At 59.9% G+C, this 20544-nt stretch carries 21 protein-coding genes and 1 tRNA gene; 7 read left to right on the forward strand and 15 right to left on the reverse strand.

What is annotated here, in order from left to right; genetic code table 11:
- Positions 1-219: 219 nt before the first annotated feature.
- The 5 genes from CAF65_RS05485 to dapA form a co-directional block, all read right to left on the reverse strand.
- Positions 220-309 (reverse strand) — tRNA-Ser (locus CAF65_RS05485).
- Between the two features lie 83 nt (positions 310-392).
- Complete coding sequence (purC, locus tag CAF65_RS05490) at positions 393-1106, reverse strand: phosphoribosylaminoimidazolesuccinocarboxamide synthase (RefSeq protein ID WP_007944067.1); 714 nt, start codon at positions 1104-1106, stop codon at positions 393-395.
- A 28-nt stretch (positions 1107-1134) separates the two neighbouring features.
- A complete protein-coding gene (locus CAF65_RS05495) occupies positions 1135-1893 on the reverse strand; it encodes an MBL fold metallo-hydrolase (RefSeq protein WP_085715396.1) in 759 nt (252 codons plus the stop codon).
- A 4-nt stretch (positions 1894-1897) separates the two neighbouring features.
- Positions 1898-3013 (reverse strand): outer membrane protein assembly factor BamC, encoded by a 1116-nt coding sequence (bamC, locus tag CAF65_RS05500; RefSeq protein ID WP_085715397.1) that lies wholly within the window; start codon positions 3011-3013, stop codon positions 1898-1900.
- 17 nt (positions 3014-3030) lie between these two features.
- Complete coding sequence (gene dapA, locus CAF65_RS05505) at positions 3031-3909, reverse strand: 4-hydroxy-tetrahydrodipicolinate synthase (RefSeq protein WP_085715398.1); 879 nt, start codon at positions 3907-3909, stop codon at positions 3031-3033.
- A 329-nt stretch (positions 3910-4238) separates the two neighbouring features.
- Here dapA and CAF65_RS05515 point away from each other — a divergent pair, with 329 nt between their 5' ends.
- Entirely contained in the window at positions 4239-4799 is a 561-nt protein-coding gene (locus CAF65_RS05515; RefSeq protein WP_007984753.1) for a glycine cleavage system protein R, read from the forward strand.
- A 10-nt stretch (positions 4800-4809) separates the two neighbouring features.
- Entirely contained in the window at positions 4810-5283 is a 474-nt protein-coding gene (locus CAF65_RS05520; protein WP_085715399.1) for a peroxiredoxin, read from the forward strand.
- Between the two features lie 128 nt (positions 5284-5411).
- On the opposite strand, the gene CAF65_RS05525 is transcribed toward CAF65_RS05520, so the two are convergent.
- Both CAF65_RS05525 and CAF65_RS05530 read right to left on the reverse strand, forming a co-directional pair.
- The gene (locus CAF65_RS05525; protein WP_085715400.1) at positions 5412-6482 is read right to left on the reverse strand and encodes an AI-2E family transporter; all 1071 of its coding nucleotides are present in this window, start codon (positions 6480-6482) and stop codon (positions 5412-5414) included.
- Positions 6483-6513: 31 nt separating this feature from the next.
- Positions 6514-6753, reverse strand: a complete 240-nt coding sequence (locus CAF65_RS05530) for a sulfurtransferase TusA family protein (RefSeq protein ID WP_057400713.1) — start codon at positions 6751-6753, stop codon at positions 6514-6516.
- A gap of 98 nt (positions 6754-6851) precedes the next feature.
- Between CAF65_RS05530 and CAF65_RS05535 the strand changes: the two genes are divergently transcribed.
- A complete protein-coding gene (locus tag CAF65_RS05535) occupies positions 6852-8285 on the forward strand; it encodes a M48 family metalloprotease (protein WP_085715401.1) in 1434 nt (477 codons plus the stop codon).
- A 77-nt stretch (positions 8286-8362) separates the two neighbouring features.
- On the opposite strand, the gene CAF65_RS05540 is transcribed toward CAF65_RS05535, so the two are convergent.
- From CAF65_RS05540 to rpoE, 4 genes are all read right to left on the reverse strand, one after another.
- A complete protein-coding gene (locus CAF65_RS05540; protein WP_085715402.1) occupies positions 8363-9787 on the reverse strand; it encodes a DegQ family serine endoprotease in 1425 nt (474 codons plus the stop codon).
- A gap of 178 nt (positions 9788-9965) precedes the next feature.
- Entirely contained in the window at positions 9966-10925 is a 960-nt protein-coding gene (locus tag CAF65_RS05545; RefSeq protein WP_085715403.1) for a MucB/RseB C-terminal domain-containing protein, read from the reverse strand.
- An 8-nt stretch (positions 10926-10933) separates the two neighbouring features.
- On the reverse strand, positions 10934-11521 hold the full coding sequence (locus CAF65_RS05550; RefSeq protein ID WP_085715404.1) for a sigma-E factor negative regulatory protein: 588 nt from the start codon (positions 11519-11521) through the stop codon (positions 10934-10936).
- 31 nt (positions 11522-11552) lie between these two features.
- Positions 11553-12134, reverse strand: coding sequence for an RNA polymerase sigma factor RpoE (gene rpoE / locus CAF65_RS05555; RefSeq protein ID WP_003172477.1), 582 nt, complete (start codon positions 12132-12134; stop codon positions 11553-11555).
- Positions 12135-12686: 552 nt separating this feature from the next.
- Here rpoE and nadB point away from each other — a divergent pair.
- A complete protein-coding gene (gene nadB / locus CAF65_RS05560; protein WP_085715405.1) occupies positions 12687-14303 on the forward strand; it encodes an L-aspartate oxidase in 1617 nt (538 codons plus the stop codon).
- Here nadB and CAF65_RS05565 read toward each other — a convergent pair.
- The gene (locus CAF65_RS05565) at positions 14272-14724 is read right to left on the reverse strand and encodes a protein YgfX (protein ID WP_085715406.1); all 453 of its coding nucleotides are present in this window, start codon (positions 14722-14724) and stop codon (positions 14272-14274) included. The genes nadB and CAF65_RS05565 overlap by 32 nt on opposite strands.
- Entirely contained in the window at positions 14708-14962 is a 255-nt protein-coding gene (locus tag CAF65_RS05570) for a succinate dehydrogenase assembly factor 2 (protein ID WP_007979797.1), read from the reverse strand. Before CAF65_RS05570 ends, CAF65_RS05565 begins: the two co-directional genes overlap by 17 nt.
- Positions 14963-15110: 148 nt before the next feature.
- Between CAF65_RS05570 and CAF65_RS05575 the strand changes: the two genes are divergently transcribed.
- Both CAF65_RS05575 and CAF65_RS05580 read left to right on the forward strand, forming a co-directional pair.
- On the forward strand, positions 15111-16052 hold the full coding sequence (locus CAF65_RS05575) for a folate-binding protein YgfZ (protein ID WP_085715407.1): 942 nt from the start codon (positions 15111-15113) through the stop codon (positions 16050-16052).
- Positions 16053-16086: 34 nt separating this feature from the next.
- Positions 16087-16908 (forward strand): HDOD domain-containing protein, encoded by an 822-nt coding sequence (locus CAF65_RS05580; RefSeq protein ID WP_085715408.1) that lies wholly within the window; start codon positions 16087-16089, stop codon positions 16906-16908.
- A 44-nt stretch (positions 16909-16952) separates the two neighbouring features.
- Here the strand turns inward: CAF65_RS05580 and CAF65_RS05585 are convergent, their stop codons facing one another.
- Both CAF65_RS05585 and CAF65_RS05590 read right to left on the reverse strand, forming a co-directional pair.
- Positions 16953-18341 carry a sensor histidine kinase gene (locus tag CAF65_RS05585; RefSeq protein WP_085715409.1) on the reverse strand — a complete coding sequence of 463 codons (1389 nt, stop codon included), beginning with the start codon at positions 18339-18341 and terminating at the stop codon, positions 16953-16955.
- Entirely contained in the window at positions 18334-19005 is a 672-nt protein-coding gene (locus CAF65_RS05590; protein ID WP_057400723.1) for a response regulator, read from the reverse strand. The genes CAF65_RS05585 and CAF65_RS05590 overlap by 8 nt, the downstream gene beginning before the upstream one ends.
- Positions 19006-19242: 237 nt before the next feature.
- Here CAF65_RS05590 and CAF65_RS05595 point away from each other — a divergent pair, with 237 nt between their 5' ends.
- Positions 19243-20535: an OprD family porin gene (locus tag CAF65_RS05595; protein WP_085715410.1), complete on the forward strand. Its 1293-nt coding sequence runs from the start codon at positions 19243-19245 to the stop codon at positions 20533-20535.
- Positions 20536-20544: the final 9 nt, after the last annotated feature.

The following is a 20544-nucleotide window of genomic DNA, read 5'->3' on the forward strand; positions in this document are numbered from 1 at the left end:
AAACCGGGCCGTACCCAGCCGTAAGGCGGGTGCAATAAAGCTGCTCCGAGCGAGCAGTTTTCCTGGAAACAGGCTTATGTTTTCCCACTTGGATGCGGTGCCTGGTCCGACAACGTTTCCTGTACCGGGGCGGGATGCCGACAGCGAGAGACCGCTGAAAAAAGCTTCAGAAACGAAAAAGCCCCGTAGCTTTTCAGCGACGGGGCTTTTTTCATGTAATGGCGGAGAGATAGGGATTCGAACCCTAGGTACCGGTGAAGGTACAACGGATTTCGAATCCGTCCCATTCGGCCACTCTGGCATCTCTCCAACGGCGCGCATCATAACAACACTTTCGCAGGAAGCGAACCCCCCAAGCGAAATATTTCTGTGCTTTCAGATGCTTGCGTCGTTTAAAGCGGTACGCCCAGACGATTGGCGACTTCTTCGTAGGCTTCGATGACATCACCGAGGCCCTGACGGAAGCGGTCCTTGTCCATTTTCTTGCCGGTCGCCTTGTCCCACAGACGGCAACCGTCCGGGCTGAATTCGTCGCCCAGCACGATGGAACCATCGTGGAACACACCGAATTCCAGCTTGAAGTCGACCAGCAGCAGGCCGGCGTCGTCGAACAGCTTGCTCAGGACTTCATTGACCTTGAGCGACAGTTCCTTCATGCGGACCAGTTGCTCGGCGGTGCCCCAGCCAAATGCCACGACGTGGGATTCGTTGATGAACGGGTCGCCCTTGGCGTCGTCCTTCAGGAACAGTTCGAAGGTGTAAGGGTTGAGCTTCATGCCCTCTTCGACACCCAGGCGCTTGACCAGGCTGCCAGCGGCGTAGTTACGCACGACGCACTCGACCGGAATCATGTCGAGCTTCTTCACCAGGCATTCGTTGTCGCCCAGCAATTTGTCGAATTGGGTCGGCACGCCAGCGGCTTCGAGCTTCTGCATGATGAAGGCGTTGAACTTGTTGTTCACCATGCCTTTGCGGTCGAGCTGTTCGATACGTTTGCCGTCGAACGCCGAGGTGTCGTTGCGAAACAGCAGGATCAAACGGTTAGCGTCGTCGGTCTTGTAAACCGACTTGGCTTTGCCGCGGTAGAGTTCTTCACGTTTTTCCATGATGGGCTCCGCTTGCTAAGTAGATGGGCTAGGCGATGTGGCGCCAGTCGAGCCCTGAATCTTGATCGGCCAGTTGCAGCCAGTCCGGGTCGCACCCGAGGGTGTCGACAAAACATTGCCGGGCCAGCTGCGGCAGGTTGTTCTTGCTGCTCAGATGGGCCAGGACCAGGTGTTGCAGGTCTTTCCAGCCCAACTCGGCCACCAGGAATGCCGCCTGATGGTTATTCAAATGCCCCAGCTCACCGCCCACCCGTTGCTTGAGAAAGTACGGGTAATGACCGCGGGCCAGCATGTCACGACAGTGATTGGACTCGATCATCAACGCATCGAGGTCCCGATAGCCGTCCAGCACCTTGTCACAGTACGAACCCAGGTCGGTCAACAGGCCGAAGCGCCGCTCACCGTCACTGAATACATATTGCGTCGGTTCCTGTGCATCGTGGGCCACGGCAATGACACCGATGCTCAAGTCGCCGATTTGCAGCTGCTCGCCGCCGGCCAGAAAGCCTGCGGGTTCAATCGGTTTGCGCATCCCGCGCAAGGTCCCGCGACTGAGGTAGACAGGCAGATTGTAGCGCCGAGACAGCAAACCCACGCCATGCACGTGGTCGGCATGTTCGTGGGTCACAAGTATCGCGCTCAGCTGCGCAGGGTTCACCCCCAGGCGCAGCAGGCGTTTTTCGGTTTCCCGCAGGGAAAAGCCACAATCCACCAAGACGTACGTATCAGCGCTGGCTACCAGCGTGCCGTTCCCTTGACTACCGCTGCCGAGAACGGCAAAACGCATAGGATCAGCCCAGGTTGTCCTGAATCTTGCTCAACACTTTACGCGCCACATCTGCCGGCGCCACGGTGTTGATGTTTTTCTCGACGGTGACCTGGACGTTCTCGCCAACCTTGCTCAGGCGAACCTGATAACGCTCGGCGCGGGCGTCAAGCTCTTCCTTGCTCGGCGCGCTGCCGAACAGGCTGCTGAAGAAGCCTGGCTTGTCGTCTTTCTTCTCGGCTTTTTCGGCCAGGTTGATGTAGTACAGGCCCAAGCTGCGGTTGATGTCTTCAACGCGCCACTCACCTTGTTCCAGGGCACGACCGACGCTCGACCAGGCACGATCCAGGTCGGTACCGACGTTCAGCACAGGGTTGCCGCTGCCGTCTTCGCTGAGGCTGACGCGGCTGGGTGCGTCGAAATCACGCGAAGCCAGCATCGAGACCGAACCGCCCTTCTCCGAGATACGGCTCATGCTCGCGAGCATGTCGTCGACCAGTGCCGCGTCCAGGCCAGTGTTGACCGAACGGTTGGTGAATGCCACGTCAGCGGTGCTGCCGGCAGGACGCTCGGCGCTGACCACATAGACTTCACTGGTATTGCGCTGTACGCCCGGCTCGATGCGCACCCGCACGCGGGTTTCGCTGTCCGTGCCGACGCCGGCCGCGCTCAGGCGTTTGCCCATGGCCGCGGACAGTTCGTCGGAATGTTGCCAGGTCGTGGTGAATTCGCCGGTTTGCGGACGCTGTTCATCCAGTCGGAAGCCGTTGTCCTGGAAGAACTGAACAGCCACAGGCCAGACTTCGGCTGGCGGGTTCTGGGCCAGGATAGAGCTGGAACCGCCGCTCTTCTGCAGGGAGTAGGCGCTGGCGTCGGCAGCTGCCGTCAGCGGCTGCGGCCGAGGCACGACGTATTCGCCCTTGGCGGTGTCATCAGCCACGTTGCGCGGGATCGGCAACAGCGGATCCAGACGCTTGGCGGTACGGACATCCGGTGGCATTTGCATCGGTGCAGTCTGTTGCGCGTCCAGGTAATCGCTACCGCGGTCACGGAAATAACCTTCCGGGCCCCAGACCCATCCACAGCCACTGGTGCTGGAGATAATCAAGGCAAGTGCGGAAAGTCCGGCCATTCGCTTCATGCGTTGTACTTCCTCAATTAAACCAGGACGCTGCACTGGCGCAGGGCCGAGCGGAGCGTTTCGTGACAAGGTGCGCTCAGCCAGGTCAGCGGCAGGCGAATGCCTTCGTGCATCAGGCCCATTTCAACCAAAGCCCACTTCACCGGAATCGGGTTGGCTTCGATGAACAGGTCCTTGTGCAGCGGCATCAGTTTTTCGTTGATGGCCCGCGCAGTCTCGGCGTCCCCCCGGAGGGCGGCCTCGCACAGATCGGCCATTTCACGCGGAGCGACGTTGGCGGTGACGGAGATGTTGCCCTTGCCGCCCATCAGGATCAGCTCGACTGCGGTCGGATCATCACCGGAAAGGACGATGAAGTCCTTGCTGACGCCATCGAGGATGGCTTTGGCACGTTTGAGGTCGCCGGTCGCTTCCTTGATACCGATGATGTTCGGCACGGTGGACAGGCGGATCACGGTCTCGGCCTGCATGTCGCAGGAGGTGCGGCCGGGAACGTTATAGAGAATCTGCGGGATGTCGACCGATTCGGCGATGTGCTTGAAGTGCAGGTACAGGCCTTCCTGGGTCGGCTTGTTGTAGTACGGCACGACCAACAGGCAGGCATCGGCGCCGGCTTCCTTGGCGTTGCGGGTCAGCTCGACGGCTTCGCGGGTCGAGTTGGCGCCGGTGCCGGCAATGACCGGAATGCGACCGTTGACCTGCTTGACCACGGCCTTGATGACGGCGATGTGTTCTTCGACGTCCAGGGTTGCCGACTCGCCGGTGGTGCCGACGGCGACAATGGCATGGGTGCCGTTTTCAAGGTGGAAGTCCACGAGTTTGCTGAGGCTGTCCCAGTCAAGACGCCCCTGTGCATCCATGGGTGTGACCAGTGCCACCATACTGCCCGCAATCATGAAACCGCTCCTGCCGGAAAAAGAGAGCCGTAATGGTACTGGCGCCAAGATGCTTGCACAAGCGAAGTACTGTGCTGCTGCCATTCCCCTTGGCGCCGGTTTTCGCTACCCTTCAGACTTTGATCGGTACTGATCAGCTTGTACGCCGGGTTCCAGCCTCCCTTTTCGGCCTCCCAGGCCCCGTTCCAGCGTCGCCGCTGCGCGCTCCCGCTATTATTGGAGCGAGTTGCGAGCCACGGCCCGGGATTTTCTGAACGGGCACGCGCAGGCGCACCCCGACGGCCAACGCCCGTCAACCTACCGACCGCTCATCGCTTTAGGAATGCTGCATGTCCACCCCCACAGTCCGCGAACAATTCCTTGTCATCAGTGCCCTCGGCGCCAACCCCATGGAGCTGACCAACGTCCTGTGCCGCGCCAGCCATGAAAACCGCTGCGCCGTAGTCACCTCCCGCCTGACCCGTCATGGCGAATGCAGTGCGCTGGTCCTCGAAATCTCCGGTAGCTGGGATGCCCTGGCGCGCCTGGAAGGCAGCCTGCCAGTACTGGCCAAGCGGCATGCGTTCACGGTCAACGTGGTGCGCAGCGCCGCCCTGGAAAACCGCCCCCAGGCCCTGCCGTACGTCGCTTATGTCAGCTCGGCCTACCGCTCGGACATCATCAACGAACTGTGCCAGTTCTTCATGGACCACAACGTCGAGCTGGAAAACCTGACCTGCGACACCTATCAGGCGCCGCAGACCGGCGGCACCATGCTCAATGCCACATTCACCGTGACCTTGCCGCCCGGCGTGCAGATCAGCTGGCTGCGCGATCAGTTCCTGGATTTTGCCGATGCGCTGAACCTGGATGCCCTGATCGAACCCTGGCGCCCACAGAACCCAATGTAAGGAAGCTTTCATGGCCGTTGCCATCGACCAACCGGTTGCCGATTTCGAAGCCCCCGCCACCAGCGGGCAGACCATCAGCCTCGCCGGCCTGAAAGGCAAACAGGTGGTGATCTACTTCTACCCCAAGGACAGTACGCCGGGCTGCACGACCGAGGGGCAAGGCTTTCGTGATCAATACGCTGCGTTCAAGGCCGCCAATACCGAAGTGTTCGGCGTGTCTCGCGACAGCCTGAAATCCCACGAGAACTTCAAGTGCAAGCAGGAATTCCCCTTTGAGCTGATCAGCGACAAGGACGAAGCCATCTGCCAGCTGTTCGACGTGATCAAGCTGAAAAAGCTCTACGGCAAGGAATACATGGGCGTGGATCGCAGCACGTTCCTGATCGACGCCAATGGCGTGTTGCGCCAGGAATGGCGCGGCGTGAAGGTGCCGGGGCATGTCGATGCGGTATTGGCGGCTGCTCAGGCTCTGAATAAGGCCTGATTTCCGGGCGTTCTTTCGGACACTTTCGCGAGCAGGCTCGCTCCCACATTGGTTTTGTGTTCAATCCCGTGGGAGCGAGCCCGCTCGCGAAGGGGCCATCAACCCCACTGAACAATCAAGCCTGACCGTTAAAGCAGCGGCGCCACCACCGGCTCCTTGCGCGGCCAGGCGTCCAGCACAGCCTTGAACAGCGTCGCCAGGGGAATCGCAAAGAATACCCCCCAGAAGCCCCACAACCCGCCAAACAGCAGCACCGCGCAAATGATCGCCACCGGGTGCAGGTTGACCGCCTCCGAGAACAGCAATGGCACCAGCACGTTGCCATCCAGCGTCTGGATGATCCCGTAAACCGCCATCAAGTAAATGAACTGATCGCTCCAGCCCCACTGGAACAGCGCAATCAGAAACACGGGCACCGTCACCACCACGGCGCCGACATAAGGCACCACCACCGAAATCCCCACCAGCAGTGCCAGCAACGCCGCATAGTTGAGCTCGAGAACAACAAAAGCGATGTAGGTCACGCCACCGCAAATGAAGATTTCGATGACCTTGCCGCGAATGTAGTTGGCGATCTGCCGGTTCATGTCATGCGCGACCCGGGTGATCAACGCCCGCTCACGGGGCAGGTAACCACGCACCCATTGGCCGATCATAGCCCGATCCTTGAGGAAGAAAAACACCAGGATCGGCACCAGCACCAGGTAGATCATGATGTTCACAAGCAATGGCAGGCTCGACAGCGAGAACGTCAGTGCCCACTGACCAAACTTGCCGATTTCACCCCGCGCCACTTCGATGGCCCGCAACACTTGCTCATCGGATACCAGGTGCGGATAGCGTTCGGGCAGCAGCAGTAACAGCGACTGCCACTTGGCAAGCATGCCGGGTAACTCATTGAACAACGTAATCAACTGATGCCACAGCAACGGCACGACAACCACGATAAATACCAGCAACAACCCCATGAATAACGCAAAGACCAGCCCCACTGCGGCCCAACCCGGCACGCGCAGGCGCTCGAGAGCCACCACCAGCCCCTGCATCAGGTACGCCAGCACCATCCCGGCGAGCACCGGCGCCAGCATACCACCCAGGGTCAGCACGGCGGTGAACGCCAGAAACAGCAGGACAGCCAGCACCACCGCCTCTTCATCGGAGAAATAGCGCTGAATCCAGTCGCGTAACACTTTGAACATCAATAATCCTTAGGGGTAAACGCAGCCGATTTCAGGCTTTTTTCAACCAGTAGCGGTAAACACCCGCGTCATCTTCTTCACGAAGCAGGGTATGACCGGCCAATCGGGCAAAGGTGCGAAAGTCGCGTTGCGAACCTGCATCAGTGGCGATGACCTTGAGTACCGCACCACTGACCATCCGGTTAAGTTCCATCTTGGCCTTGAGCAACGGCAACGGGCAATTCAGGCCACTGGCGTCCAGTTCAACGTCATGGGCTACAGCGTCGGTCATTGCATCACTCCGGGTCAGGTGGTTGAGCTGCCTAGAATATCTGGTCGCAACGCCGGTGTCCGGCTACAGTAAGGTCTTTGTCGACTAAGGCTTTGTGCATGACATTTTTGCGCCCTACCCTGCTGACGCTCGCTTGCCTGCTCGCCTCACCAGGCTTCGCCGACGACCTGCCGTCACTCGGCGACGCCAGTTCTGCCATTGTCTCACCTCAACAGGAATACCAGCTCGGCCGTGCCTGGCTGGCAATGTTGCGCAGCCAGGTTTCGCAGCTCAACGATCCGCAACTCAAGGATTACGTGGAGTCCAGTGTTTACCGACTGGTGGAGACCAGCCAGGTCACTGACCGGCGCCTGGAGTTCATCCTGATCAACAGCCCGCAGCTCAACGCCTTTGCGGCGCCGGGCGGGATCGTCGGGGTCAACGGCGGCCTGTTCCTCAATGCCCAGACCGAAGGCGAGTATGCCTCGGTACTGGCGCACGAACTGGCTCACTTGTCGCAGCGCCACTTTGCCCGGGGCGTCGAAGCACAGAAACGCATGCAAGTACCGATGATGGCTGCATTGCTGGCCGGTATCGTGGTTGCAGCCGCGGGCGCCGGTGACGCCGGGATCGCGGCGATTGCCGGCACACAGGCAGCAGCTATTCAGGAACAACGGCGATTCTCCCGCCAGAACGAACAGGAAGCCGACCGCATCGGCATTCTCAACCTGGAAAAGGCCGGTTATGACCCCCGGTCGATGCCCACCATGTTCGAACGCCTGATGCGTCAGTACCGCTACGATGCCAAGCCACCGGAATTCCTGCTGACTCACCCGGTCACCGAATCGCGTATCGCCGACACCCGCAACCGTGCCGAACAGGCACCACAGGGCGGTATCGAAGACAGCATGCGCTATCAACTGATCCGCGCGCGTGTCCAGTTGATCTATGAAGAAACCCCGGGGCTCGGCGCCAAGCGCTTCCGCGCCCAGCTTGACGAGAACCCGAAAAACGACGTGGCGCGCTACGGCCTGGCGATCGCCCAGATCAAGGGCGGTCAACTGAACGAAGCGCGGGAAAACCTCAAGCAGCTGCTGGCCAAGGCACCCAACGAAATCATCTACAACCTGGCTCAAGTGGATCTGGACATCACCAACAATCGCCTGCCCGACGCCCAGTCGCGGGTTGACCGGTTGATAACCCAGTACCCCGGCAACTACCCGCTGAATCAGGTGCGCGTCGACCTGCTGCTGAAGCAGAACCGCGCCGGGGATGCGGAGAAAGCCCTCGAAGGCCTGCTCAAGTCGCGCCCGGATGACCCGGACGTGTGGTATCAGGTTGCCGAAACGCGCGGCCTGTCGGGCAATATCATCGGCCTGCATCAGGCTCGTGCCGAGTATTTTGCGCTGGTCGGGGACTACAAACAGGCCATCCAGCAACTGGACTTCGCCAAGCGCAAGGCCGGCAGCAACTTCCCGCTCTCTTCACGGATCGACGCGCGGCAACGCGAACTGATGGAACAGGAGCGCATGATCAAGGACATGATGGGCTGACGCCTTCGGAGACAAAAAGTCCGGACATAAAAAAACCGCCTCTTTCGAGGCGGTTTTTTATTCAGCCGACAACCGGGTTATTCAGCCAGTTTGAAGGTGATGAAGCTCGCACGCCCCTGACGCAGTACCCGCATCGACACCGAGCGGTTCTTTGGCAGCGCCTTGGCGATGTCCGCGAACTCCTTGGTGGAACCGATGGCCTGGTTGTTCAGGTGGGTAATCACATCACCCGGCTGCAAGCCGATCATGGCGGCAGGACCGTCCTGCACCTCCTTGATCAGCACGCCACCTTTGAGGTCGTAGGTTTTCTTTTGCTCGTCAGTCAGCTCGACCACGGAAACACCGAGGCGATTGCTGCTGCGCTCGATGCTGGATTTTGGCAGCGCATCCAGCTCCTTGCCCTCTTCCGGAATCGCGCCGACTGTCAGTTCGACATTCTTGCGCTTGCCGTCACGAATCACTTCCAGATCGGCCTTGGAGCCGGCCTTCAATGCGCCAACGAGATGCGGCAGGTCGGCCGACATGACGATTGGCTGACCGTTCATGCTCAGGATCACGTCGCCAACTTGCAGGCCACCCTTGGCAGCCGGGCCATCATCCTGGATCTGGGCAACCAGCGCACCCGCCGGCTTCTCCAGACCGAACGACTCGGCCAGGTCCTTGCTCACTTCCTGAATCACGACACCCAGCCAGCCACGGCTGACCTTGCCTCCGGATTTCAGCTGATTGGAAACATCCATGGCCACGTCGATCGGGATTGCAAACGACACCCCCATGAAGCCACCGGAACGGGTATAGATCTGCGAGTTGATCCCGACCACCTCACCGTTCAGATTGAACAGCGGGCCGCCCGAGTTGCCCGGGTTGATCGGCACGTCGGTCTGGATGAACGGCACATAGTTTTCGTTCGGCAGGCTGCGACCGACGGCGCTGACGATGCCTTGGGTCACCGTGTGGTCAAAGCCGAATGGCGAGCCGATCGCGACAACCCATTGACCGGCCTTCAGGTCCTGGGATTTGCCGAGCTTCAGCACAGGCAGATCCTTGCCTTCGATTTTCAGCAGCGCCACGTCGGAACGTGGGTCGGTACCGATCAGCTTGGCTTTCATTTCGCTGCGATCAGCCAGACGAACGAGGATTTCGTCAGCATCGGCGATCACGTGGTTGTTGGTCAGGATGTAGCCATCAGTAGAGATGATGAAACCCGAGCCCAGGGAAGTTGCCTCACGCTGACGGTCGCGAGGTGAACGCGATTGCGGCGGCATGCCCCGCTCGAAGAATTCGCGCAGCATTGGCGGCAAGCCTTCGAGGTCGGGCATTTGCTGGTTGACTTTGCGATCCGGCAGCTTTTGCGTGGTACTGATGTTCACGACCGCAGGCGAGGCCTGTTCGACCAGTTGCGTAAAGTCAGGCAATTCGACCGCTTGGGCGGTGACCGCCTGACCGAGCACCAGCACGGTGGCAATTATGGAAAGGTAGGACTTCAAGCGTGGTATCGACATACGGCTCCCGTTACGACGAGCATGGTTAAGCGATATGGAGCAAGGAACACCGGGAACAATACGCCGGTATTTTTGTTCCGGGAACAACAAACAAGGCCAGAGCCGAGGGGCTCTGACCTATAAGAAATTTAAGGGATTTTTGCAAATTGAAATGCTCACGAAACATTTCGAATTCAGCTCACTGCTTGGTTGCAGCAGCGTCGGTACGCATCGAAAGCGCTATCCGTTCAGCAGTACCGACCGGTATCTCGCCGACGACGGTCACCATCATCTCACCCTGTGCTGTGGTCAAGCGCCGGGAAACCGCAACGGTCGGCCCCAACTGAGTACGGGTGTCGGTGACTGTTGCGCCATTCAACGGCTCGAGGAATACCGAAAAGCGCGCCAGACCATCGTCATACAACAGGCTATTGACCTGGGTTTTAGTCTCCGGATCCTTGCGAGCGGTGCTACTGGTCAGCTCGAAGCCCGGCGGCAACCAGTCGGAACGCCAGACCTGGGCGGTCTTGACGGCAGAAGCCTTGTCACTTTCAAGGTTGACCGGCTTGCAATCGTTACTGGCCTGCAGGTCGTCTTCGGAAGGAACGTCTTTAGTATCCAGTTGCGTGAACTGGAAGCGCTCCAGCAACCGCCCCTTGTCGTCCAATAGCAAAGACTTCAGAGGCAGGCCGGTTTCCTTATCCAGATGCAGTTCAAAACCGTAGCGGTGTTGATCGCGGGGTGTAAGCGATACGATCACCGCCGAACGGCCGGCGACACGCGACTTGCCGACGACAGCAAGGTCATACCAATTCTTGAGCTTTTGAGGATCGAGTGCACGGGCAGCCGAGTTGGGGGAGTCCCCAAGCCCTGCTATCAGTGTGCCGCTGACGCATTGAGTATGCCCATCAATGCGCACGACTTCCTGAGCGGAACCGTCGAGCTGGATCAATCGCTCGCGGACCTTTCCATCCTGGACACGGTGCCAGATGTTATGGGTAGAAAAACTACCGTTACGCTCGTAGACGAAAGTACCCTGAAAGCTCTGCTGTTGCTCTGCCTGGCCCAGGCGTGTCAACCAGTCCTGGGCATCATCGGCATGGGCTGGAACGATGAACCAGCCGCTGAGCAGAAGCGAAAGTAGAGGTATGGCGCGCATGATCCTCCTTAACGGTTTTCCAGGCTTGCGGCACGAGCGTAAGGCAGAGCGCTCTCAGTGCCTTTCAGTGCAGCCTGTTGTGCATGTTGGCGCAAGTAACCTGGCAGACGCTGATCGTGCCAGCCTGGCTGACCTTGCAAAACGCCGCTGGCCATTGGGCCGGTGGCTTCCGAACTCTCATTGTAGCCTGCCAGGACAGCAGGGCCTTTTACTTGAGGAACGGCCAGCGCGGGTTGACTGGATTGCTGGGCCAGTTCGACACCGGCGATCTCATCCTGGTTGTACAGACGCACACCGGCCAGCACCGCCAGGGTCACAGAAGCTGCGACCGCCAGACGACCCAGGCTGCGCCATGGACCACGGGAAGGTTTTGCCGGTACGGCTTCGTCAGTCAGGGCAGCAGAAACAGCCGCAGCGATGTCCAGACGTGGAAGCAGCAGATCCTTGTGCATCACTGCCCGAGCGATCTGATAACGAGCCCAGGTATCACGGGTTTCAACATCGTCACAGGCATTCAATACCCGACGCAATTCCAATTCGTCCGCTTCGTTATCCATCACTGCGGACAGCGATTCCTGCAGGGCTTCACGACTCATGGCGTTCCTCTCTTGGCTGTCGCCGCTGTCTTTAGTTTTCCTGCAACAACGGCTGCAGGGCTTTGTCGATGGCCTCCCGGGCGCGGAAGATCCGGGAGCGCACGGTGCCTACCGGACATTGCATGACGCTCGCAATGTCCTCGTAACTCAGACCATCAAACTCACGTAAAGTTAGAGCCGTACGTAAATCTTCCGGCAGTTGCTGAATGGTTCGATGGACGGTGCCTTCGATCTCATCCCGCAGCAAAGCCCGTTCTGGCGACTCGAGATCCTTGAGGCCGTGATCGCCATCGTAGAACTCTGCATCCTCGGAACTGACATCGCTATCCGGCGGCCGACGGCCGCGTGAAACCAGATAGTTTTTCGCCGTGTTGATGGCGATGCGGTAAAGCCACGTATAAAACGCGCTGTCTCCGCGAAAATTTCCAAGTGCACGGTACGCCTTGATAAAGGCTTCTTGTGCCACATCCTGGGCTTCATGGGTGTCGTGCACGAAACGCACGATCAACCCGAGAATTTTGTGCTGGTATTTCAGCACTAGCAGATCGAAAGCACGCTTGTCGCCGCGCTGAACGCGTTCGACCAGTTGCTGATCCTCTTCCTGGGTTAGCATGAACACTCCTCGATGAGCTCGGAGGAGGCTTGCAGAACCAAACGACCAGACTTGCAAACATAGACTCGGGCTTTTCGCAAAAGTTCTCCCCCTCCAGGCAAGTTTCCTGCGGGCTCTGATTTGGCACGCACGAAAAGCGCAGCGCGAGTTGACCCGGCTGCGCGAATAATCTTGTCATCGGATTCTTCGGCAAGGATCGAACCGCAATTCCTCACTGAAGCCGACACTGTCCCTTGTTTCAGGCAACCGTCTATTGATCTTGGCCCTTTGGCAAAAGTTCCAAATATTTATAGCTGCGCCGAACCGACATTGTGCAACCGTGAAGCGAAAATGACTGTTAAATCGGCGATACAGTCACTCTCGCGCCCAACGGGCAGAAAAACATCCGACGAAGCGAGCGATGTTTTGCGTCACAGTAGTTTCACAATGCCATGCTGGCTCGGGTATTGTGCCGCTCCCCCCCTCTATATACTAGTGGGCAGTGCGGCCGACTCGACTCACCAGTCCGGCTGCGCCACCCCCGACCCGGGTCGCTTTGAGCGGAATCCTGAAATGAGCCAACAGTTTCAACACGATGTTCTGGTAATTGGCAGCGGTGCTGCCGGCTTGAGCCTTGCGCTGACCTTGCCCGGTCATTTGCGCATTGCCGTTCTGAGCAAGGGCAACCTCGCCAACGGCTCGACTTTCTGGGCCCAGGGCGGCGTTGCGGCCGTGCTGGATGACACCGATACCGTTGAATCCCATGTCGATGACACACTCAATGCCGGCGGCGGCCTGTGCCATGAGGACGCCGTGCGCTTTACCGTCGAGCACAGCAAGGAAGCGATTCAATGGCTGATCGACCAAGGCGTGCCCTTTACCCGCGATGAACACTCGAGCAACGAAGATGGCGGGTTCGAGTTCCACCTGACCCGCGAGGGCGGTCACAGCCACCGGCGCATCATCCACGCCGCCGATGCCACGGGCGCTGCCATTTTCACAACCCTGCTCGACCAGGCCAGGAAGAGACCGAACATCGAACTGCTGGAACAGCGGGTTGCGGTTGACCTGATCACGGAGAAACGCCTGGGACTCGAAGGTGATCGCTGCCTCGGCGCTTATGTGCTCAATCGCGGCACCGGCGAAGTCGACACCTATGGCGCCCGTTTCGTGATCCTCGCCTCTGGTGGAGCGGCCAAGGTTTACCTGTACACCAGCAACCCTGACGGCGCCTGCGGCGATGGCATCGCCATGGCCTGGCGCTCGGGCTGCCGGGTGGCAAACCTGGAATTCAATCAGTTCCACCCTACTTGCCTGTATCACCCGCAAGCCAAGAGTTTCCTGATCACCGAAGCCCTGCGAGGCGAAGGTGCCCATCTGAAGCTGCCCAACGGCGAGCGCTTCATGCAGCGCTTCGATCCACGGGCAGAGTTGGCGCCACGGGACATCGTCGCCCGGGCCATCGACCATGAAATGAAGCGCCTGGGCGTCGATTGCGTCTATCTGGACATCAGCCACAAGCCCGAAGCGTTCATCAAGACGCACTTCCCGACGGTGTACGAACGCTGCCTGGAATTTTCCATCGACATCACCAGACAACCGATTCCGGTGGTCCCGGCGGCGCACTATACCTGCGGCGGTGTGATGGTCGATCAACAGGGCCGCACCGATGTGCCGGGACTGTACGCCATTGGCGAAACCAGTTTCACCGGCCTGCACGGCGCCAACCGCATGGCCAGCAACTCGCTGCTGGAGTGTTTCGTTTATGCCCGTTCAGCGGCTGCGGACATTCTCGAACAGTTGCCCCGGGTTCAGATGCCAGCCCCCCTTCCCGCCTGGGACGCGAGCCAGGTCACCGACTCCGATGAGGATGTGATCATCGCGCACAACTGGGATGAACTGCGGCGGTTCATGTGGGACTACGTTGGCATCGTGCGCACCAACAAGCGTCTGCAACGGGCGCAACACCGCGTGCAACTGTTGCTGGATGAAATCGACGAGTTCTACAGCAACTACAAGGTCAGCCGGGATCTGATCGAGTTGCGCAACCTGGCCCAGGTGGCCGAGCTGATGATTCTGTCAGCCATGGAGCGCAAGGAAAGCCGTGGCCTGCATTACACCCTCGACTACCCGGACATGTTGCCGGTCGCGCTGGACACTATTCTGGTGCCGCCCACCTACGTCGGCTGAATTTGAGCCGGACCCGCAGGCGTCGGTGTACATCCGCCGCCTGCGCATCCCGGGGCACGCAAATGGCCCTGACCCGGCGCTCGCCACGCAAACGGAAACGCAGTACCACCACCAACGGCAGCGCCAGGCTATCCGGCCTTAGTTGCACGGGCTGCCAACCCTTGGCCCGACTCCACAACTGCCAGCCATCGGCATCGCGCCGCAAACCGCAAAATGCCTGCGGGTGCGTCAGCAGGATCTGCCGGGGCAACAGCCAGGCTCCGTGAGCCACGCACAGCACGACGCCGAGCCAGCTGGCCCAGACCGGAATCGACAGTAGACACAACGAACCCAACGCGAACAGCTGGGCCAAAAGATACGCCGCCAGCAACTGCCGTGAGGCATGCCAGCGGCATTCGAACCCGTTACTTGGGCTGGACACGATCCAGGATCATGCGAACCATGCGTTGCAGTTCGGGATCCTCGGATTCGCTGCGTTCCATGAACCAGCCGAACATGTCCTGATCCTCACACGTCAGCAGTCGGACGTACAACGCGCGATCCACCTCGTTGAGCGTTGCGTAAACCTCTTTCGTGAACGGCACCAGCAACACATCAAGCTCAAGCATGCCGCGGCGGCTGTGCCAAAAGAGGCGGTTCAGTTCAACATCTTCGACCATGGAGCGCTCCTCAAATAGGCCGCAAGTATACAGACCCGCGCCCCGTCGAACACTCGGCTTTGGTCGGCACCGGCGATCCTTTGTGAACTACCCATTTCGAAGGCGCCACCTTATGATGTCCGCCAAACTCTTTACCCTGCGATGACCCATGGCCGATTCTGCTTTTTTCTGCACGCTTTCTCATGAAGGTGTTCTCGCGGTCCGCGGCGCGGACGCCAGCAAATTCCTGCAAGGCCAACTGACCTGCAATCTCAACTACCTGAGCGATTCCCGGGCCAGCCTCGGTGCGCGCTGCACGCAAAAAGGCCGGATGCAATCGAGTTTTCGCATCCTGCTCGAAGGTGACGGCGTGGTCCTGGCCATGGCCACCGAATTGCTCGAACCGCAACTGGCGGACCTGAAAAAATACGCGGTGTTCTCCAAATCGAAACTGACCGACGAAAGTACCGCCTGGGTCCGCTTCGGCGTTGAGCATGGCGATGCTGCTCTGATCAGCCTCGGTCTGGACCTGCCGGCAGAAACCGACAGCGTCGTGCGCAACGATGGACTGATCGCCATCCGCGTCTCGCCGGAGCGCGCCGAGTTGTGGGTCGCCGCCGGTCAAGCCGACGCGGTCAAAGGCAAGCTGTCGGCTGCGCTGAGCGAAGGCGATCTGAACCAGTGGCTGCTGGGCCAGGTCCGTGCAGGGATCGGCCAGGTCATGCCCGGCACCCGCGAGTTGTTCATCCCGCAGATGCTCAACCTGCAAGCGGTCGGCGGCGTGAGTTTCAAGAAAGGTTGCTACACCGGGCAGGAAATCGTTGCGCGGATGCAGTACCTGGGCAAACTCAAGCGCCGCCTGTATCGCCTGCAACTGGCTGCCAGCGAGCTGCCTGAACCGGGTATCGCGCTGTTTTCCCCGACCCACGGCAGCTCCATCGGCGAAGTGGTGCTGGCTGCCCGCGCCGGGCAAGGCATCGAACTCCTGGCGGTGTTGCAAGCCGAAGCAGCAGAGAGTGGAGACATTCACCTGGGCGCCCTCGAAGGGCCGTCCCTGCAACTGCTCGACCTGCCTTATGAACTGGACCGCGATCGCGAAATCCAGCAATAACGGCAGCACTTGGCGCGACACCTAGAGAGACTAAATGAGCGAGCTGGCGGAAAAGGTCCAACAGGATTTGGTTGAGGCCATCAATAACGATGACCTGGTTCTGCCAACGTTACCGGAGGTGGCCCTGCAAATTCGCAAGGCCGCAGAAAACCCGGAAATCAGCATCAGCACCCTGAGCAAAGTGATCGGCCGCGATGCCGCGTTGTCGGCGCGCCTGATCAAGGTGGTCAATAGCCCGTTGCTGCGCGCGACCCAGGAAGTCACCGATCTGCACACGGCGATCACGCGCCTGGGCATCAACTACAGCAGCAATCTGGCGATCGGCCTGGTCATGGAGCAGATTTTCCATGCCCGCTCCGACGTGGTGGAACAGAAGATGCGCGATGTCTGGCGTAAAAGCCTGGAAATCGCCGGTGTCAGCTATGCGTTGTGCCGCAGCTACACCCAGCTCAAGCCCGATCAGGCGGCCCTTGGCGGGCTGGTGCACCAGATCGGCGTGCTGCCGATCCTGACCTACGCCGAAGATCACTATGAGCTGCTGTCCGACCCGGTCAGCCTCAACCATGTAATCGACCAGATTCATCCGCTGATCGGCGAAAAACTGCTCAAGGTCTGGGAGTTCCCGGACATGCTGGTGCAAGTGCCACGGCTATACCTGAACTTCAAACGCCAGTCTGCACAAGTCGACTATGTGGATCTGGTGCAGGTGGCCAGCCTGTATTGCTTCCAGGACACCGATCATCCGCTTGCCCGTACCGATGCGCTGAATGTACCGGCCTTCAGGGCACTCGGAATCGATTTCGATGACGCGGCGATGTGCGCCGATCTGGAAGAAACACGCACGATGTTTTACTGATCCTTGTTGCGAGGGGGTCTGCCCCCTCGCCACAGTGTGAATGTTCATTCTCCCGCAATAAAACTCACCCGCACCTTCAAACCCGCCTGCTCACCATCGTGCAAGCTGACCTGTGCCAGGTGCGCGCGACAGATCTCGCCGACAATCGCCAACCCCAATCCGGAACCGGCCACTTGCTGATTGCGTCGGTAAAAGCGTTCGAATACCCGATCACGCTCTTCAAGAGGTATGCCGGGCCCATCATCTTCGACTTCCAGTACGGCGGGCGCCGAGACGCGCAGAATCACGTTGCCACCGGGCGGCGTGTGAGCCAGTGCGTTATCCACCAGGTTGCTCAGCAATTCGTTCAGTAGCGTCGGCTCGCCCCGCAACCAGACGGGTTCATCCGCTTCCAGCGCCAGCGCGATGCCGCGCTTGTGGGCCAACGGTGCCATGGCCATGCCCAGCTCCCGTGCCAATTGACTCAGGTCGAGTAACTGCGCGCCGCCCTCGGCAATCGCCCGGGCGCCATTTTCGACCCGTGCCAGGGAAAGCAACTGATTGGCCAGATGGGTCAAGCGATCGGTGCCCTGGGCGGCGGTCTCCAGCGTGCTGCGCCAGGTATCGGGCTCGGCCGAGCGCATGCCCAGCTCCAGTCGCGCCTTGAGTGCCGCCAATGGCGTGCGCAGTTCGTGGGCGGCGTCGGCAATGAATTGCGCCTGTTTCTCGAACTGGCCGCGCAAGCGCTCGGTAAAGTGATTGAGTGCACGCACCAGCGGCCACAACTCGCGCTGCACTTCCACCAACGGCAAAGGGCGCAGATCGTCCGGCTGGCGCTCTTCCACCGCCGTGCGCAAGCGCTCCAGCGGGCGCAACGCAGCACTCACCGCAAACCACACCAGCATCAACGCCCCCATTGCCAGCATGCCCAGGCGCAGCAACGTATCCGCCGCCAGGCTGCGGGCCATGCTGACGCGCGCTTCATCGGTTTCCGCCACGCGGATTTCCGCCATGCCGTTCATGTTCGGTTCGCTCACGGGCTTGAGCAGGCTCACCACGCGCACGTTCTGCCCGCGGTACTGGGCGTTGTAGAAGCGTGCCAGCGCCGGATAGTCGTCGGTGCGCGGCGTTCCCGGCGGTGGCGCGGGCAAGTTTTCGTAACCGGAAATCAGCTTCTGATTGATGTCGTTGACCAGGTAGAAAATTCGCCCGGCACTGTCGTAGGCAAACGTATCGAGGGCCACGTAGGGCACGTCGGCGCTCAGGCTGCCGTCGCGCTGGGAGACGCCGGCGGCGATGGTCCGCGCCGAGGCCAGCAGGGTCCGGTCATAGGCCGTGTCGGCGGCTTCACGACCGTTCCAGTAGGCGCTCAACCCGCTGGCCAGCATCAACACCACCAGCAACAGCGCCAGGTTCCACAGCAACCGCCAGCGCAGGCTGCTGGGCTTATGCATCGCGGCTTTCCAGCAAGTAACCGAGGCCACGGAACGTCACGATGGCGACCGGCTGACCATCGAGTTTCTTGCGCAGGCGGTGCACGTAGATTTCGATCGCATCGGGGCTGGCCTCTTCATCGAGACCGAACACTTGCGACGCCAATTGCTCCTTGCTCATCACCCGACCGGGGCGTGCGATCAGGGCTTCGAGCACGGCTTGCTCGCGGGAGGTCAGGGTCAGCAATTCTTCGCCGAGGGTGAAACGCCGGGTTTCCAGGTCATAGGCCAGCACACCGCAACGCTGAATGCGTTCACCGCCCAGCACACTGCGGCGCAACAAGGCTTTGACCCGGGCTTCGAGTTCGGTCAGTTCGAATGGCTTGGCCAGATAGTCGTCGGCGCCGAGGTTGAGGCCGTGGACCCGATCCTTGACGTCGCTGCGGGCGGTCAGCATCAACACCGGCAGGTTCTTGCCCCGTGCCCGCAAGCGCGCCAGCACTTCGAAGCCATCCATGCGCGGCAAGCCGACGTCGAGGATCGCCATGGCGTATTCCTCGCTGCCCAGCGCCAGGTCGGCCGCCACGCCATCGTGCAGGACGTCCACGGTCAGCCCGGTGCCCTTGAGCGCCTGGGCGACACTTTCGGCGAGCTGCAGATGGTCTTCGACGAGCAGGACACGCATGGATCTTTACCTCATTCAGGGATGGTCGACGCCATTCTTTGGCGCGGAGTTTACAGCCGCAACCGCCGCTGTGAAGCCCGAAAACCGTGAAAGTCAGCTGAAAGCTTAGCGAAAGGTTAGCCCGTTACAGTCCAGCCACGGACAGTTTCGACTGCCGTCGCTGCGGCCACACAGCGATACGAAAAACGCCTCGAAGCGTTTTCGACAAATAAGAACAATAAACGGAGTAAGTCATCCATGCAGTCCTTGCAGACCCAGGCTATCGTGCCTGCCCGCCTCTCCCGTTTCAGCCACACTGCGCTTGCCAGCGCTGCCGCCCTTGCCGGTTTTTCACCTTTGAGCCATGCCGCATTCTTCGAAGACAGCTCGGCCACTTTCGAAACCCGCAACATGTACTTCAATCGCGATTTTCGCGACGGTACCAGTGCCCAACAATCCAAGCGTGACGAGTGGGCCCAGGGTTTCATGCTCAATCTGAAATCAGGCTACACCGACGGCACCGTGGGGTTCGGTGTCGATGCGCTGGGCATGATGGGGGTCAAGCTCGATTCGAGCCAGGACCGCACCGGTACCGGGCTGCTGCCAACCCATGACGACGGGCGCGCGGCTGACGAATATTCCAAGCTCGGCCTGACCGGCAAAATGAAAATCTCCGCCAGCGAGCTGAAAATCGGCAGCCTGATCCCGGAACTGCCGATCCTCAAGCCCAACGACGGGCGCATCCTGCCACAGACCTTTGAAGGCGGCATGCTGACCTCCAAAGAGATCAAGAACCTGACCTTCACCGGCGGGCGCCTGGACAAGGCCAAGGATCGCGACAGCACCGACTTCGAGGACGTTGCCCTCAACAACAAGAACAGCCGCTTCGCCGGAACGGTGGCCGGCGAACACTTCGACTTTGGCGGCGTGGACTACAAGTTCACCGACAAGATCACTGGCAGCTACCACTTCGCGCAACTCGATGAAGTCTACAACCAGCACTATCTCGGGCTGGTTGCCTCACTGCCGTTCGGCCCCGGCACCTTCGCCAGTGACCTGCGGTTTGCCATCAGTGATGACCAGGGCGAGGCCCGTGGCGGCAAGATCGACAACAAGTCCCTCAACGGCCTGGTGAGCTACGCCCTGAGCGGGCACAAGTTCAGCGCGGGCTACCAACACATGTCCGGTGACAGCGCGTTCCCGTATGTGGATGGCACCGACCCGTACCTGGTGAACTTCGTGCAGATCAACGACTTTGCCGGTGCCGAAGAGCGCTCCTGGCAAGCGCGTTATGACTTCGACTTCGTCACCCTCGGCGTCCCCGGTCTCAGCTTCATGAGCCGTTACGTGAGCGGTGACAACATCAAGCTCAAGAACGGTGACGAAGGCAAAGAATGGGAACGCAACAGCGAGATCAAATATGTAGTACAAAGCGGCGCGCTCAAGGATGTCGCCGTGCGTCTGCGCAATGCCACCTACCGCTCCAACTACTCCGCTCGCGATGCCGATGAAGTGCGTCTGCTGGTGAGCTATAGCGTTGCCCTTTGGTAATTCAGTACG

The organism is Pseudomonas sp. B28(2017) (genome assembly GCF_002113025.1).
Classification (GTDB): Bacteria; Pseudomonadota; Gammaproteobacteria; order Pseudomonadales; family Pseudomonadaceae; genus Aquipseudomonas.

What these genes read in the sequence shown, in the direction of transcription:
- purC (WP_007944067.1), bottom strand. Translation starts at nt 1,106, where the DNA reads ATGGAAAAACGTGAAGAACTCTACCGCGGCAAAGCCAAGTCGGTTTAC.
- CAF65_RS05495 (WP_085715396.1), bottom strand. Translation starts at nt 1,893, where the DNA reads ATGCGTTTTGCCGTTCTCGGCAGCGGTAGTCAAGGGAACGGCACGCTG.
- bamC (WP_085715397.1), bottom strand. Translation starts at nt 3,013, where the DNA reads ATGAAGCGAATGGCCGGACTTTCCGCACTTGCCTTGATTATCTCCAGC.
- dapA (WP_085715398.1), bottom strand. Translation starts at nt 3,909, where the DNA reads ATGATTGCGGGCAGTATGGTGGCACTGGTCACACCCATGGATGCACAG.
- CAF65_RS05515 (WP_007984753.1), top strand. Translation starts at nt 4,239, where the DNA reads ATGTCCACCCCCACAGTCCGCGAACAATTCCTTGTCATCAGTGCCCTC.
- CAF65_RS05520 (WP_085715399.1), top strand. Translation starts at nt 4,810, where the DNA reads ATGGCCGTTGCCATCGACCAACCGGTTGCCGATTTCGAAGCCCCCGCC.
- CAF65_RS05525 (WP_085715400.1), bottom strand. Translation starts at nt 6,482, where the DNA reads ATGTTCAAAGTGTTACGCGACTGGATTCAGCGCTATTTCTCCGATGAA.
- CAF65_RS05530 (WP_057400713.1), bottom strand. Translation starts at nt 6,753, where the DNA reads ATGACCGACGCTGTAGCCCATGACGTTGAACTGGACGCCAGTGGCCTG.
- CAF65_RS05535 (WP_085715401.1), top strand. Translation starts at nt 6,852, where the DNA reads ATGACATTTTTGCGCCCTACCCTGCTGACGCTCGCTTGCCTGCTCGCC.
- CAF65_RS05540 (WP_085715402.1), bottom strand. Translation starts at nt 9,787, where the DNA reads ATGTCGATACCACGCTTGAAGTCCTACCTTTCCATAATTGCCACCGTG.
- CAF65_RS05545 (WP_085715403.1), bottom strand. Translation starts at nt 10,925, where the DNA reads ATGCGCGCCATACCTCTACTTTCGCTTCTGCTCAGCGGCTGGTTCATC.
- CAF65_RS05550 (WP_085715404.1), bottom strand. Translation starts at nt 11,521, where the DNA reads ATGAGTCGTGAAGCCCTGCAGGAATCGCTGTCCGCAGTGATGGATAAC.
- rpoE (WP_003172477.1), bottom strand. Translation starts at nt 12,134, where the DNA reads ATGCTAACCCAGGAAGAGGATCAGCAACTGGTCGAACGCGTTCAGCGC.
- nadB (WP_085715405.1), top strand. Translation starts at nt 12,687, where the DNA reads ATGAGCCAACAGTTTCAACACGATGTTCTGGTAATTGGCAGCGGTGCT.
- CAF65_RS05570 (WP_007979797.1), bottom strand. Translation starts at nt 14,962, where the DNA reads ATGGTCGAAGATGTTGAACTGAACCGCCTCTTTTGGCACAGCCGCCGC.
- CAF65_RS05575 (WP_085715407.1), top strand. Translation starts at nt 15,111, where the DNA reads ATGGCCGATTCTGCTTTTTTCTGCACGCTTTCTCATGAAGGTGTTCTC.
- CAF65_RS05580 (WP_085715408.1), top strand. Translation starts at nt 16,087, where the DNA reads ATGAGCGAGCTGGCGGAAAAGGTCCAACAGGATTTGGTTGAGGCCATC.
- CAF65_RS05585 (WP_085715409.1), bottom strand. Translation starts at nt 18,341, where the DNA reads ATGCATAAGCCCAGCAGCCTGCGCTGGCGGTTGCTGTGGAACCTGGCG.
- CAF65_RS05590 (WP_057400723.1), bottom strand. Translation starts at nt 19,005, where the DNA reads ATGCGTGTCCTGCTCGTCGAAGACCATCTGCAGCTCGCCGAAAGTGTC.
- CAF65_RS05595 (WP_085715410.1), top strand. Translation starts at nt 19,243, where the DNA reads ATGCAGTCCTTGCAGACCCAGGCTATCGTGCCTGCCCGCCTCTCCCGT.